Source organism: Paenibacillus sp. NN59 (genome assembly GCF_057597225.1).
Genome location: NZ_CP199678.1, coordinates 4,975,032 through 4,991,389 on the forward strand (window position 1 = coordinate 4,975,032; position 16,358 = coordinate 4,991,389).

Consider the following 16,358-nt stretch of genomic DNA (forward strand, 5'->3'; position numbering starts at 1 on the left):
TTTTGAAATTCCAGCGTTCGCCTATTCTTCTGCAGATTGACCTTCTTCTGCTTCTGGGGCCGCTTCATCAGCAGAAGCGGTTGGTTCCTCTTCAACAGCTTGCGGTGGCATAACCGAAGCCACGATAGAATCTGGTGATGTCACGAGCGTCAAACCTTTATCCAGTTTAATATCGCCTGCTGTCAAGCGGTCACCAATTTCCAGACCACTGACGTCGACTTCGATCGAAGTTGGCAGATCTGCTGGCAAACCTTCAACCTCCAGTTGCGTTTCTTGCGTCTGGAAGACACCGCCTGCTTTGGAACCAGCAGCAGTACCTTGGAAATCAATCGATACACTAACGCTAATCGGTTTATTTTTCGAAATTTGTAAAAAGTCAACGTGTAGCAGACGTCCATTACGCTCCTGCTGATCCTTGATCAGTACAGGAACGGTTTTTCCGCCCTCTACATTAAGGTTAAACATCTCTGAGCGGCCTGTACGAGCCATTTTCAGCATTTCTTTTTCATCCACATGTATGGCGGCACCTTCTTGTCCCGGTCCGTATACTACGGCAGGAACTCGTCCACCTTGTCTTAACAGGCGCAATGCTGCACCTTTCTTTTCAGTTCTTGGCGTTGCTGTAAGTTGAGCCATTTTTCCGTTGGATTTCATGGTTGAACATCCTCCTTCAAGGGATCCCTACTTTGGTTTTGTTGGCAAGCTCTACGGCTTCTCTCATAGACCAAAACGGTCTTTTTTCTGAGGCCATATGTTGGGCCATATCTATATTTACCCCAATGATCCGACATCTAAAACATAAATCCGGAGTTTTTTATCCTTTTTTTGTAATTATATGTGTTTTGGAGCATAAGAAAACAGCCGGAATTCCTTCCGACTGTAAGATTAGTAGTGCTTGGAGTGATGAAACGAATTACCTGTTCAAAACATTACAGAGAAGCATACATCATGCACTATTCAAATCATCCTTTTCAGGATTTTCTCGCACAATCTGCATTTCATCTGACCCACTTTGTACCCTAATCTGCAGGTCACCATCCTCAGGCATGATATCCACATAGCGATCTCCACAAGTGTCCTTGGCCTCCCACTCATTCAGCCTGATGACAAAACCCAGATGATGCAGACCGGGAGCTACGCGGAACCGTGCTTCCCCAACATGTCCTGCTCGCTCCAAGCGAATGGCCCCATCCTCCATACCCGTTCCCCATACCCAAACATCCCAGCCGTCATAACAGCCATCAGCGCGTTCGTAACAGATGGTCACGGTTCGTGACAGGTATCTGTGAACCGTAACCGCATATGCCGCACGAACGGAGCCTACTTCTGCGATGATCATGGACTTCCCCGAAGTCAGCGCCCTCACGATTCCCGCTTGGCTTACAGCAGCTACATCCGAATGAGCAGAACTCCAGCGAATATGAGCATCTGTAAGGGGTTGCCCATATTGATCCAGCACCAACGCACGGAAACGACTAACTCGAGTTGTATATAGCACTGGTTCACCTATGATCTCGATTCGCTCAGCGTAGCGGATATCGACCTGAACGGTACAAGACGCTGTGATCGAACCAACGCTTGCCGTAATTGACACTACACCACGACTCAATGTACGAATAGTGCCATCTTTTTCTATACGAACCATGTCTGGATCAGAAGAGTTCCATACCACAGGTACATTTTCCAATACATTGCCGATATGATCCCTCACCGTTGCTCGTAGCTGAGAAGTTTCCTGCGGAGCAAATACCCTGCGCGGAAGAGCGATTTGCAGTGCAGCCGGTTCTGACTTGGGCGTAAGCTCCTTGTCGTACAGAACCATAAGCGACCAACGTTCCACCTGAACCTCCCCCGTAACCGTCTCGATCACGTCGGTTCCAGCGGTATGATGATTCACAACAACCTTCCACTCACCCTCATCCAGGTGTATGGTCTGAGATTCCTCCGAGCCGTTATATATAATCATAATCCGATGCCATGAATCTTCGTTCGCTCCATGTTCAAGCATATACGCAACAACGTTTCCATCCATCCGAATGAAGCGGAGATGTCTGCGAATCTGTTCTGCCTCCATCATACGGAACGCCGGATGGGTGCGCCGCAAGTGGATCAGCCCACGATAATAGTCAAATACAGGCCTGAATCGGGCTTTATTGGCCCAAGTGATCGTATTTACCGCATCACCGCTTCGATAACTGTTATGATCTCCAGCCTTTGATCTTAACATCTCATCGCCGGCATGTAGAAACGGTATTCCCTGTGAAGTAAGCAGGATGCCAGATGCAAGAATGGAACGGCGAACCATTTCATTATGCAATACATCTGCTTCATCGACATATCGATACGGATCTGCCGCCTTAACCGCCGACTCGGCACTGCCTCCCTCCAAAGGCTGTCCGTCTTTCCATACAGGAAAGCCTAGATCATGTCGAAGATGGAGCGAGGTAGCCATTTTATCCCAGAGATTCAGGTTATCATGGGCGGTCACATAATTAACGGTTTCGGCGGGGGATGAGGTGAAGTCATCCAGTGCTCCCGCGACACCTTTGCTTATTTCATATTCCAAGCCGCCGGCACCTGTGATGAATCCTCTACTGCTACCGTCACTGTCTCCTTTAATCGCACCGCGAAAATGATCATTGAATACTGCAAATCCTTTGCCTCTCTGTGTTCCCTTGAGGGTTTGACGAGCCAGCGGAGAGTCGCCTCCCATCCACGGCTCTCCATAGATCAGAAAGGTAGGGTCTATCTTCTCTTTTAACTGACGGGTAAGCTCACTCATCGTGTCCAGATCAATCAGTGCCATCAGATCAAACCGGAATCCGTCAATATGATATTCTTCTGCCCAATAGCGTAAGGAATCCAGAATATATTTTCGTACCATAGGACGTTCTGTTGCCAGTTCATTCCCTACACCTGAACCGTTGCTGAGTGTACCATCTTCATAATAACGATAGAAGTAACCTGGCACGATTCGCTCAAAAGGGCCTTTTTCCACACTGTACGTATGGTTGTAGACGACATCAAGCACAACACGGATCCCTTGCTGGTGCAAGGACTGAATCATCGCTTTGAACTCCCGAATACGAACAGCAGGATCTCGGGGATTCGTCGAATAGGAACCCTCAGGTACATTATAGTGTTGCGGATCATAGCCCCAGTTATAGGGTACTTTGGCCGTTGGATCGGTGTTCGCTACTGCGAGTTCATTTACCGTCTGGTAATCGGCCACAGGCAGCAGATGTACATGGGTAATCCCCAGTTCAACCAAATGATCGACGCCAATTCGGTTGCCTGTCTCATCGGTAAGCCCGGTAGCCGTAAAAGCCATATACTTTCCTTTGTACGGAAGTTCGGCCTGAGGATCGGAAGAGAAGTCTCTTACGTGCAGTTCATAGATGATCGCATCAACCGGGCTTACAAAGGCGGGCTTTACATCTTGATCCCATCCCTCTGGATGAGTCATATTCAGATCAATGATTGCCGTCCGTTGCCCATTGGCTGTAACTGCTCTGGCGTAAGGGTCCGCTACTATTTCTGCCCGTTGATCATGATGAACGATGCGATACATATAAAAGTGTCCTGCCCAATCGCCCGAAAGAGTCCGTTGCCAGATCCCGTCCGGGTCACGTGTCATCTCAAATGCCTGACCATCCTCATGATGGGACACTTCGCCTAGATCGTTATACTCTCCCTCATTTTCGAAAACTAATATATTAACCAGCTGTGCTGTAGGCGCCCATACTTTGAACGTACTCGCAGCACTGGTATAAGTTAAGCCAAGATCGCTGCCTTCATAACAAAAAGAAGTCCATTCCGGCATCGTTCTCACCGCCTTTATATCCTTTAATTTCGTATTGTCCCGATGTTACGAAGTGGGACGCCTTTTGTCAACCCGGGGTTGTCTGTACTCAACATATCGGTTAGATCGAAACAATTGATGAGCAATCGCTTTCATCTATCATATGTAAACAAGCGCACCGGTTGACAACGTATGTACCTATGGAATCAAAAAAACACCCTCTTTTGATATCAAAGAGAGTGTTCCACTGTGTGACTTTTAAACTGAAATACATCGTTATGACTTACTGCCCTGTTGTTAGATAAAAGCAGACATTTTGTCATCCTTGTACAAGCCTGACTCTCTTCAAGAGGACTGCGAAAATAATACGGTCATGGATAACATGTTGACCTGTACTTGATTGTTGTTAGTCTCTTGATTGTCTGAGCTGCTCTTGGTGCTCTTTTTGCTATGCTGAGTCTGATCGTGGATGGTGCGAAGCGTATTTACACCAGCCTGTCCATCTTCAACTACCACTCCCCATGCGCCTGAAGGGATAGAGATCCGACGAGATTCTTTGGTCGCATTGTAGATCACGATAATCCGTTGCCATGCATCATTCACATCTGCACCCTGCAACTCGAATGCTAAAAGTCCTTTATCTTTTTGCAAAAGTCGAACATGCTTCTCAATCGCTTCGCGTGTACGCAGGCGAAAAGCAGGATGCTCCCGCCGCAGTCGAAGCAGGCCACGGTAATAGTCGAATACGGGCTTAAATCGTTGCTTCTGATCCCAATGTATGGCGTTGACTACGTCTCCACTCTCATGACTGTTAGCGTCCCCGTATTTACTTCGTAATATCTCATCTCCTGCCGCAATCAGCGGAACACCTTGTGAGGTAAGTACAATACCGTTTGCAAGAAGGCAGCGTCTCACGGTTTCGTTTCCGAGCACATGCGCTGGATCGATCTGAAGATAAGGATCAGCCTGTCGCACAGCCTCTTCCACATTGTCGAACCCCCGGATACTCCCATCCTCATCATACGTCAGAAAGCCTAGCTTATCTTGTAACCCTTGCGTACGGGCCACCTTATCCCACAGATTAAGATTGTCATGTACAGTTACATAATTAATAGTCTCAGATGGACCTTCCGTAAAATCATGAATAGACCCTTGCACGCCTGTCCATAACTCCGCTTCTTTCCCGTCTTCACCCGTCGCAAAACCTTTGCCGTCCCCATCACTGTCTCCTTTAATGACACCACGGAAATTATCATTAAACACGGCAAAGCCTGATCCGCGCTGTGTTCCTTTCAAGGTCATCTCATCACCCAAAGGTGATTCCATTGCTCCCCAAGGTTCGCCGTATAACAAGATGGAGGGAGATACCTCAGTATGAAGCTCGGATGCGAGCTGTTTCATCGTCGTAACATCCATCAGCCCCATCAGATCAAAACGAAAACCGTCCACATGATATTCCTCTGCCCAGAAACACACCGAATCGATAATAAATTTACGAACCATAGCTCGTTCTGTTGCCACTTCATTGCCTGTGCCTGAACCGTTACTGTACGTTCCGTCGGCATGCTGACGATAATAATATCCGGGAACGAGCTTCTCAAATGAACTCTCCGCTGTATCAAACGTGTGGTTGTACACGACATCCATAATGACACCTATCCCTTTACGATGAAGTGCAAGCACCATGGACTTGAATTCACGAATTCGCGTTACGGGTTCATCTGCGCGTGATGCATAAGATCCTTCCGGAACATTGTAATGTAGCGGATCGTAACCCCAATTATAGTTAGAGGCATCCTTAGGATCATCATCTACCTTCGCCTCGTCTACCGTAGCAAAATCAAATACAGGCAACAGGTGTACATGTGTAATGCCTAGTTCAACCAAATGATCAATTCCAAGCGTATTACCTGTTGCATCTTGAAGCCCAGTCTCGGTGAAAGCCAGATACTTTCCTTTGTTCGCAATCCCGGAAGAAGCATGAATGGAGAAATCCCGGACATGTAGCTCATACAGGACAGCATCCGTGGGATGACTCAGTTCGGGACGTTCATCCTGTTGCCAACCCTCAGGGTGAGTCTCTTGCATGTCCACAATAACACCCATTTCACCGTTCATGGTTACGGCTCGCGCGTAAGGATCAACCGCGATCGTTGAAGTTCCATCGGCAAAAGTTGGCTTGAACATATAGCGATAACCTCGTAAATCCCCTTCCACTTCTAAAACCCACACATCCTGTTCACCGGAATGCATTGGGATGTTGCTCTGCTTCAACGCGTTCGGGATGTCATTGGGACTTCCACCTGTGAGGGGTGGGTACAGAAGCAGTTCCATTTGAATCGCAACGGGAGACCAAACTTTGAAAGAACAAACAGCCGGTTGAAGGGTAACTCCCAGATCCCCCCCTTTATATGTACTCGTGATCGAAGCTATATCTGTTTTCCGGGCGATTTGCTGTTGCTGTTGCTGTTGCTGAACTTCGTCAATCATATCAATTCCCCTCTCGGTGAGCGTCGTATGTTATTCATATAAAACGGAATGTAGAGCGTAGTGTCGAGTGAGTATCAGGAAAGTGCTCCTTACCCTTTATACCCGTTCAACGGATCAAGCATAATCTGTTTATACAAAAAAGAAGTAGCCGTGACGCAGACTCACATCACAGCTACTTCGTATATAAAGCTTCTACTTTTATTTCAAACCCGTCGTTTCGCTAATGAGATACCTGCGCTTGAAAATCATCACGGCTAGATTGATCTGCATGATACCACACCACATCTCCATCTCTCGTCTGCCATCTTATCCCCTGTTCATCCACTGGACTTCCATTAAAACCTTCCAGTTTCCATTGATTCATTAATGGGGCGTGCATATATTGCAGATGAGGCGCGAGTGTATTGCCATTTTGTAACGTTTCCAGATTAAAGTTCACTACGATGTATCCATCTTGCAGGAATACAGGAGCCTTGTCATCTAGCAAAGTTTCTCGGGCCAGACGCTCCAGATTCGTGCCTTTGGGAACAGCATATACATCGGCTGGCAGGCTATATTCTCCGTACCAGCGCTGTATGGCGGCATTCGCCCGATCTATATCCACCCCGGAAGGAAGCTCTGTTTTTGGACCTATGAGTGTACGAATCTGTGACGGGAGAATCATCCAATCGTACCTGCCTGTCCAAGTTTGACGATATGACGTCTGGGTCACAAACCAAACCATCGCCTGTTCCAGCGTATACAACTGCCGATCTTCTGATGTCCATTCATGGGTGTACTGATAGCGTGCTGTATCGCTGAGTTCCATTCCAGGCACGTTTCGTAGCCTTGCGTTCAGCACTACATAACGCTTCTCAACATCCTGTGCAGATCCAATACGGATAAGTTGCTGCTGACCTCGATGGTAGTACAAATCCACTTCCTGCCTCTTGGTTCCGTCTTTGGGGATATAAAAGAAAGTTGGAGTTATTCGGATACCATCCTGTTTTCCAAACATGTTCCCCTTGGTCTTCACATCAAACTTAAAGTGATAACCTGTCTTCACAGCGACATTGCGGTATCCCTGCACAGGGTGGCTACCTGGGCGGATTGGCAAAACATACGGAGCCAGGTTGCCCCTCGGATCTCCATCAATTTCATTTGTTCCTGTCCAGTAGTTAACACCCGTAGGCTCGGGACTTCCTGGTCTTTGACGAAACACTTTCTCCCAATGATAGTCCGCAATATCTGTGATTCGAAAATCATACAATCGCCCAATGACCTCCACAGCTACCGTATCCGTTGCGACATGATGTGCCAGATCCGTATTAGCATCAGGTTGTTCTGTAAACTGCATGGTTGCATTTTCTGCGATGTTGCGGAACTCAATCTGATAGGCGCCTTCATCGATCCAGACAGGAAGCACAAAGGTAGTATCCAGTTGATTGACGGGAATATCAACCCAGGTTTTGGCTGGAATAAAGCTACTTTTGCCATCCGTGTAAACATCGAACGGGAAACGCACCTGTTTACTGCGAAAATACTTCCCGTAATCGCGATTTCCGTAACCTGGATAACGTACTCCATCTAGATGTTGTCCTGACGTGGGGATACGGACCAGGAATGGACGCTCCAGAATTAACGCCGCCCGCATATGATCTGGCTTCGTTTTCTGGTTATGCGGCTGGTCATCCGAAACCCAAGCATAGTCGACCACTGGTGTATGTACCGTGACCGGATTGATTCCGGGAATTGAAAACCGCTGATTTTGTCCACCGTTTACGTTTTCAGGCAGTAGTGCGTAGAATATTTCACCCGTGCTCAGCTGATCTGCTCTGTTCATCAGTGTGTTCTGAATGGTTAATCTGTTCTGATATAACACATCATCCCCGATCATATGTGGCTGCGGAATCATTCCAGGTCTGGGGGCTTCCTTCTGGGCTGGGCTATTATTCATAATAATCGTACCATTAAAGACCACTTTGTCATTGTTAACCGCATTCTCCTGAACCACCGCTTCTGCTTCTGCTTGAAAAAGTGAAGTTTCCATCGGCGTAGGCGGCTCAGTGGAACCTCCAGGGACAGTCTGGGTACCCAGATCAATCTCACGACATGGCGAAGGTTTAACATGGCTCTGCACAGCAGTATCCGTCATAGATTGTAGAGTTGGAGGTATGTAAGAATTTGGTGTCAGCGTAACCATACCTCCGTAACCACCAAGCGCATAGTTAGATACCTTGGCTTCATTTAATTTGTAGACTTCTAAGTTATCAATCTGCCAATAACTATATCCCCTTGTTACTCGCATCGATCGATCACCTGGCACATCACGTTCTTTGGGCTCTGGTTGTGTGCCTGGATCCCCCTCACCGCGAGAAGGTCGGCCTGGTATTGTCCACGTTTTGTGGTACGTCTTCTTGACTTTAACATCATAGGTCACTGTGCCCGTCATGTTCACCCATCGGTGCTGAAACAAATATCCTTTGGCGAGAACATTTGCATACAGATCTTCCGACGTTGGGATTCCACGCGTGACATCAAACTTCTCGGCACCCCGGATGTCTGCTCTGAGCACCCCTTGAACCGAAGGATCCATCACTTTAGCTTCAAGTACTGCGCCTCGACTTGGTGGACTGATGCTCACCGGACAGGCATTCGCAGGATCATTTCCTGGATCTTCACCGCCCGTGTCTCCTCCACCTCCGCCATTAGAGCAGTCCTTGACCTCAAGCTCTTGTTCAGCCTGTTCATCTATACGCTGGGCGGTATCCAGGAAATGAGCTTTGATGATCGTAGTACCCACAATACCCTTTGTTGTAATTTTGCCATCAGCACCGATTGTCGCCACAGAAGCATTCGAACTGCTCCACGTCAATTTGGGATGCACCGTCAATTTATGGATACTTCGATCCGATTTGGTAAGAACCGCTCCCGCCTGCAATGGTGTTGTCGTAGATTTACAGGCATTAGGCAGGTTCACAACCAGTCCCGGTTCGGACGTTACGGTAACGGTGGTTGTATCCGAAATGAGATATGTACCATTGTTCCAAATTGCACGTACCGTAACCGTTCCAGGGCTTTCTGCTTTTAACATACCTGTCTTTAGTTCAATGCTTGCCACCGCTTCGTCCGAAGAAAACCATTTAATCTCCGTCTCCCTGCCAGATACATCGACTCCCTCACTCCACGTTGTGGAACCATAGCCTTTGGTCTTTACTTTGGCTACCATCTGTTTGGTCTGGCCAATGGTTAGGGTAGTATCAGGTGTAACGTCAATTTCTTTTTCTTCCTCTAGATCACCTTCCCAAATGATGTCCATAGGGGTGAAGTAGGCTACGTTGTACTTTGGACAGCCAGCAGTTGTTCTACCACCATTATCAAATGGCTTATGCTCCGTTGGTACATGATATCCTCCAGTTATTGTCCTGATCCCAACAACAGTTGATAAGAACGGAGGTCTAATATCTCCTATACCAGTATACGAATTTTGATCTGCTCTTCCTTGATATTTAACATCATGAATACGTATGTTTTTAACTTTATTAGTATCAATTCTTGTAGAATTGTAATCAGGCCAGTCTGTTGGTGGCCAATTACTAAAATCTACACTATCGGGAACCTCTGTAGCTGCAGGAAATGGATTTGAGCAACTCCCTGCATTATTTGCATAGGTCGGTCCTCCTGAATGATCAGCTCTAAATTTCCCATTATTCTCTTGGTACCAATACACTCCTGGATTTCCCACTCTAGGGTTCGCTAGTATGGTAACATACTGAGGGCTCTTCATTCTTTTAGGGCCATACTCACTTGTAACAGCATTTACTATGTTTGACGTCAATATTAACGCTGTGAGTTGTAAGATCAACACTCCAAATAATATAGCTACACAAGAATATATTACTTTTCTCATTACAACCTACTCACCATCCTACTGAACTATCTTTGAATTCTAAATTCACCTAATTGATCTGTTTTCAGAGAATAAGACCACGATGTGTTTCTCAGAGTTGAAGTAACCCAAAATCTTTTTTGAATACCCTTCTTTAATAATTGTCCCGAGTCCATAGGTATTGTATTAATACCTTGTTTCTTAGCCACATCCAAATTGAGACGATTAAACTGTATTAGTGAATCAGGTAACCCCCTATTGAATGTGATCAAATTAGAACTTTCTAAATTAGATTTGAAGGAAATATCTACAAAAGTCCTATACGAACCACTTGCATATTTTTCAGGCATAAAAAGCTTAGCATAAATTCCTTCTGGTTTACTTTGAGTCGCATCCACAACGATAAAACGATGAATTTGTAATACTCCAGACTTGTTACTAAGGCTAATATCAGCTTCTGATAGATCTGAAATCATGACAGAGCCAGAGCTATACTTATAATTACTAATCGTCGTTAAATTCGTACCTGTCGTGCCCACTTCCCGCATCTCGTTCAGGTCGCTGTACTTGGAAGCATCTGTTCCCTCCACGTCCATGTAGCGAAGCAGAATAGCAGAAACCTCTGCACGAGTTGTCGTATCTGCCGGTTTTAACGTGCCGTCTTGAAATCCACCGACAATGCCTGTTCCGCGCACTAGGGCGAGGTACGGAATCTGTTCGTTACGAATCGTTCCGCGGTTTACTTCGGGTGTAGGCAGTAAGGTGTTTTTCGTATCATTAAAAGCATTCTGAAAACTGCTGTCTGACTTGATCAGTCCGTTTGCAATCCACTTCATCATTTCATATCGTGTCAGTTCCGTATTGGGCTTAAAGCCGCCTGCATAATCACCAGCGTCAATAAAGCCTTGTCCCACCAACTGGCGGACAGCCGTTTCAGACCAATGTCCTTGAAGATCAGAGAAAGAAGACTGCTCCTGCCCCTGAGCATTCTCGATTCTGGTCGCGCGAGCTAGTATTGCTGCATATTCCCCGCGGGTGATCTTACCATTCGGGCGGAAAGTGCCATCCTGATAGCCGGAAATCAATTTTTTCTCATATGCTTTTGCAATCGTTGCCTGAGCCCAGTGTCCTTTGATATCGCTGAACCGACTCACTGCGCTTTCACTCGTTCCTGCAGCACTAACCACTGTCGTCCACTTCCCAGACCCCATTCCAAAAGAAAGACATGTACCTGCCATCATGACTGCTGTTAACAGCCCTATCATATAAACAAATCTTCTTTTCTTCTTAACTTGAACCACTCGCTTCATCTTCAATCTGTTCACGCTCCTATGTACCTTAGTATGGGGATGCTTCATTTGCTCAAACGGATGACTTGCTTATCAAACATAAGCCAAAATCCTAAATATGGAATTATAATCAATATTCTACCATGTATAACTAGTATTTTGGTATCATTTTCATACCTCTCCATGATTCTAAGGTGACTATCTCCCCTCCTTGAGACCTAATATTTATCCTAAAAAACAAAAAAAGGCCATGAATCCGCAGATTCATAGCCTTATGCTTTAAGGTGTGGTCTCACTTATTAAATTATGGAATTTATCCTCTTTTATAGAATAAACTTATTCCTTGCATGAAATCAACCTTTTTTTATGGCAGTCTCATTTATTTCCCGTTCAGTTCTTTATACGAAGCTTCCAGTTCTGTGATCAGCTGGTCACCGCCTGCTTTTCTCCAGTTGGCAACTTCCTGTTCCCAGCCAGCATCATCGATCTTGCCCATAATGTATTTGGTCTGCGCATCCCAGATCATCTGATCCAGTTCCTGACCGCGCTCTGTATAGATCACCGAGGACAGCGTAAGTGCAGGATTAGCAATTGCATACTGTTCATTTTCTCGAGCCATCTTCGTGCCTTTCATACCAATAGGAACGTCGACCAGTTCAGGCACATTGTATCCTTCCACACTTAGCAGATTATCACGATATGGTTTAACCTCACGCTGATATGCGTCGAAGTCTTTCAATTCCGTTTTACCGTCAGCGGTCTTGCTGTAGTGCACATCGAGTAAACCACGCAATTGCAGCGTGCTGAGTTCCTCGTCCATCAGCTGATCCAGGAAGGTGAGTACCTTTTTGAGTTGCGCTTCATCCGTTACAGATGCTTTCGGAATGACAAGCATACCGTAGTTTCCAGGCTCACCGGCAATGCGAATGCCATCTGGCCCTTGAAACGGCGCTACATCAATGACACCATCCGGTGCATTAGGTGTGAGCCGTTGCTGGGATGATTTCCCGTTCTGAGCAACACCGTTCAGTTTCATAGCAACGAGACCTGAATCCATTTTTTTGTCCGCATCGGAAGGGTCCAGTGCAGGGAAATCACTATTGATCAACCCTTCATTAAACAATCGCTTGAACAGCTTCATCGTATCCACATATTCAGGAGTCAGAAATTCTGGTGTTAATTTACCAGCGTCGTCTACACCCCATTTGTTGACTCCACCAATACTTACAGCAATCCGGGTCAGCGGTGAAGATACACCCTCGTTATACTTTTTAAACAACAACGCACCATACGTATCTTCCTTGCCATTACCATCTGGATCATCCTTGCGGACAGAACGCATAACCTCATACCAATCATCCAGATTTTTCGGGATATCCAGTTTCAGCTTATCAAACCAGTCTTTCCGATATACGATTGCCGTTCGTCCTATATCCCGGAAATTCGGGATGCCGTAGATTTTACCTTCGATCTTGATGTTATTAAAATGAGCCTCCGACTGGGCAGACAAGTTTTTGTAATCTTTCAGGTAAGGCCCGAGTTCCCAGAACAATCCTGTCTTTGCCGCATTAAAAGTTGTGGGTACATAATTGACACGCATAATCGTTGGCATCTCCCCTGATGCCACCATGACATTGACTTTGTCGTCGAACGCCGATTGCGGAATCCACTGCACGTTTACATCGGTATTCGTGTATTCCTCAATCTTCTTCTCGATTGCATTTTCCTTAGCGGGCACATCACCCACCTGCATCAATGAAATGGAAAGGGGCATTTTGCCTTCCCCGGCGGCTGGAGCTTTTTCTCCCCCACATCCAGCCAGCAAACCGGCAGACATCGCGCCAACAATAACGAAGCTTCCTACGCGAAACATTGGACTCTTTGAACGTTTTGGACTTTTTGGACTCATGAACCATCTCTCCTTTTGGATAAACCTATTGTTCAGCGGACTTGCCCTCATTCCTCAATCATATATAAGTTGGACTAAAGATTTTACATAGAACACTCCGATGACAGAATAGCCTGGAGAGTAGCGGTATCCCCAGATTTTTTTGATTCCCTTTTCCCTTGGGAAAATCCGGTAATAAGCATATGCTTCCGATGTAGCTTTCTTGCAGAAAGCTTTTAGGCGAACGCTTCGCTTTTCCAGGTTTTTTCTGTCCTCTCCGTTAGAGTGTAAACGAATAGTTCAACTTATATAGATGTCTTCAAACTCGTAATGTATGCGCTATCATAATGCTTTGGAGAAAAGAACCGGCATTATGCCAGTTCCATCTCTACCCCTGCCAAAATAAATGGAGCAACGGATTTCGGATCATTAATACGAATCGATTCAGTCACATAGTACTCATAGGACCCGTCACGATACGGAGTTCCTCCAAGACCCGCTCCCCCGTTGCACTGTGTCAGGGAAAGCACACCCTCCTGGTCTGTTTGCAACAGATGTTGCAACAGGCCTTGATATCCTTTTTCCGCAATCGCTTTGAACTTCCCGCTCAAGTATCCTTTGCGCACACCCTTGGCAAGGGCATATACAAACATCGAAGTGCCCGAAGCCTCCAGATAATTCCGCTCGCGTCCTGGCTGATCGAGCAGATGCGGCCACAATCCTGTCTCCTGATCCTGTACATGGATAAGCGCATTTGCGAGTCGCTCAAAAATACCGATAATCTGTCCACGTTGCTCATGATCAACTGGCAGATAATCCAGCGTATCTACAACCGCCATCACGTACCAGCCTACTGCCCGGCTCCAGACATGTGGCGAACATCCCGTATCTCCGGAGCTCCAGCGTTGCTCTTTGCTCTCGTCCCAAGCGTGGTAGAGCAGACCACTGCGTGGATCACGAGTTTGTGCTTCCACCAAAAGCAATTGCAAAGCAGCCTTGTCAAACCACTTCTCTTCACCAGTCACGGCTCCATATTGAGTCAGATAAGGTGTCGCCATATACAATCCATCCAGCCACATTTGGAACGGATAGATTTTCTTGTGCCAGAAACCGCCCCCACTTGTGCGCGGTTGCCCTTTCAGTTGCGTCATCAGCAACTCAGAAGCTTTGCGATACTTTTCCTGACCTGTTTTCTCCAGCAGGAAAAATAGTGATTTTCCCTGGTTGATCTGATCCAGATTATATTCCTCAATCGTATAGGACCGAATCGATCCGTCTTCCTGAATGAAATGATCCATAAGTTCCTGAATATAGTCAAAATATCTCTGTTCACCTGTACGAGCGTAGAGTTCTTCCAGTGCTTTGAGCAGACAACCGTTCTCATAATGCCAAGTCGCATACAGCTCATGGCTGCGATAACTCTCCATAAACTGGTCGGCCATGCGCATCGGTGTATGTTGTAACGTTTCCTTCATGATCAAACCTCCGGTTTCGCTCCTTATTGAGCCTGTTTTTTGTAATCCTCGGCATATTCCTCGCGGATTTTGGTACCGCCTGCATTAGCCCAATTCTCAATTTCCTTTTCCCAGCCGCTTTGATCGATCTTGCCCATAATGTATTTGGTTTGCGCATCGGCAATCATCTGATCCAGATCTGCTCCGCGGTCACCATATGTTGGAGAATACAACGTCAATGCAGGGTTTGGTACTGCATGTTCTGCCAGTTCCTTCACCAAAGCTGTTCCTTTTTCTCCAAGCTCGGTGTCCTTCAGTTTAGGTACATTGTAACCATCAACATAAGGGAAATTATCCCGATATGGCTTCACTTCACGCTGGAAAGCATCGAAATCACTCATTTCCACTTCGTTGTCTCCGACTTTGGTGTAATGTTTGCCTTCCAGACCACGCATTAGCAGCGTTGCCATCTCTGGATCCATCAATTTATCCAGAAAGGAGAGCAAGTTTTTCAGTTCCTCTTCCGATTTTACCGTTGCTTTCGGGAAAGCCAGAATACCCGAGTTACCTGTCTGTCCAGCTACACGGTCACCATTTGGCCCTAACAGACCGGCAATATCTACAACACCGTCTGGATTATTTTTCGACAGACGTTCTTGCTGACTTTTACCATTCTGTGCCACACCTACACGCATGCCGACAACGCCGGAATCATACTTTTTCTCCGCTTCCGTTGAATCAAATACAGCGAAATCCTGGTTCAACAATTTCTCTTCATACAAACGTTTCAGCAAATCCATCACTTGCATATATTCCGGTGTCATGAATTCTGGTGTAAAGCTCCCATCACTCTCAACCTTCCATTTGTTCGGTGCGCCAAAGCTTACACCAAGACGAGTCGTAAAAGAATACTGATCTTCGTTATACTTTTTAAACAACATCAATCCAAACGTATTCGCCTGTCCATCGCCATCCGGGTCGGAAGTAGACAACGTCTTGATCGTTTCATACCACTCATCCGGTGTTGTTGGTACTTTCAGATTCAACTTGTCGAACCAATCCTTGCGGTAAATAACAGTTGCACGTGCAATATCAGAGAATACCGGCACTCCATAAATTTTCCCTTCAACCTTGATGTTGTCAAAGAAACGTCCGTTTTGGGCTGAAAGGTTTTTGTAATCATTGAGTAAAGGTCCAACTTCCCAAAATACGTCATTTCGCATCGCATTCGTTACCGTCGGGTTATATTGCACCTTTACGATTTTCGGCATGTCGCTGGAGGCGATCATGACATTAATTTTGTCATTGTACGCAGATGCCGGTATCCACTGGATGTCCAGTTTGGTTTTGGTATATTCCTCAATTTTTTTCTGTACATCGTTGCCCTTGCTCGGCACGTCACCCACCTGTGCAATAGCGATAGATACATTCTGTACGCCGCCTTCGGCAGCCTGACCTTCATCTGATCCGCATCCTGCCAGCAAACCGGTCACCAGAGCCAGTATACTCAGAACAGCTACGGCTTTCTTTTTTGTTGCCTTCATTCATGAAAACCTCCCTTTTGATA

The 16,358-nt window shown here is 46.3% G+C and carries 8 protein-coding genes; all 8 read right to left on the minus strand.

What is annotated here, in order from left to right; translation table 11 throughout:
- Positions 1 to 21 precede the first annotated feature (21 nt).
- The gene (locus tag ACT89M_RS21720) at positions 22 to 654 is read right to left on the minus strand and encodes a 50S ribosomal protein L25 (RefSeq protein WP_090915447.1); all 633 of its coding nucleotides are present in this window, start codon (positions 652 to 654) and stop codon (positions 22 to 24) included.
- A gap of 292 nt (positions 655 to 946) precedes the next feature.
- On the minus strand, positions 947 to 3,823 hold the full coding sequence (gene pulA, locus ACT89M_RS21725; protein WP_308723470.1) for a type I pullulanase: 2,877 nt from the start codon (positions 3,821 to 3,823) through the stop codon (positions 947 to 949).
- A 324-nt stretch (positions 3,824 to 4,147) separates the two neighbouring features.
- Positions 4,148 to 6,292 carry a type I pullulanase gene (gene pulA / locus ACT89M_RS21730; protein WP_308723467.1) on the minus strand — a complete coding sequence of 715 codons (2,145 nt, stop codon included), beginning with the start codon at positions 6,290 to 6,292 and terminating at the stop codon, positions 4,148 to 4,150.
- 220 nt (positions 6,293 to 6,512) lie between these two features.
- Positions 6,513 to 10,181, minus strand: coding sequence for a DUF5704 domain-containing protein (locus ACT89M_RS21735; protein ID WP_373323328.1), 3,669 nt, complete (start codon positions 10,179 to 10,181; stop codon positions 6,513 to 6,515).
- A 26-nt stretch (positions 10,182 to 10,207) separates the two neighbouring features.
- On the minus strand, positions 10,208 to 11,470 hold the full coding sequence (locus tag ACT89M_RS21740) for an S-layer homology domain-containing protein (RefSeq protein WP_253499930.1): 1,263 nt from the start codon (positions 11,468 to 11,470) through the stop codon (positions 10,208 to 10,210).
- Positions 11,471 to 11,828: 358 nt separating this feature from the next.
- Positions 11,829 to 13,358, minus strand: a complete 1,530-nt coding sequence (locus tag ACT89M_RS21745) for an extracellular solute-binding protein (RefSeq protein WP_260510700.1) — start codon at positions 13,356 to 13,358, stop codon at positions 11,829 to 11,831.
- Positions 13,359 to 13,708: 350 nt separating this feature from the next.
- The gene (locus tag ACT89M_RS21750) at positions 13,709 to 14,812 is read right to left on the minus strand and encodes a glycoside hydrolase family 88/105 protein (protein WP_154887583.1); all 1,104 of its coding nucleotides are present in this window, start codon (positions 14,810 to 14,812) and stop codon (positions 13,709 to 13,711) included.
- A 23-nt stretch (positions 14,813 to 14,835) separates the two neighbouring features.
- Positions 14,836 to 16,335 (minus strand): extracellular solute-binding protein, encoded by a 1,500-nt coding sequence (locus ACT89M_RS21755; protein ID WP_308723465.1) that lies wholly within the window; start codon positions 16,333 to 16,335, stop codon positions 14,836 to 14,838.
- Between the last annotated feature and the right edge of the window lie 23 nt (positions 16,336 to 16,358).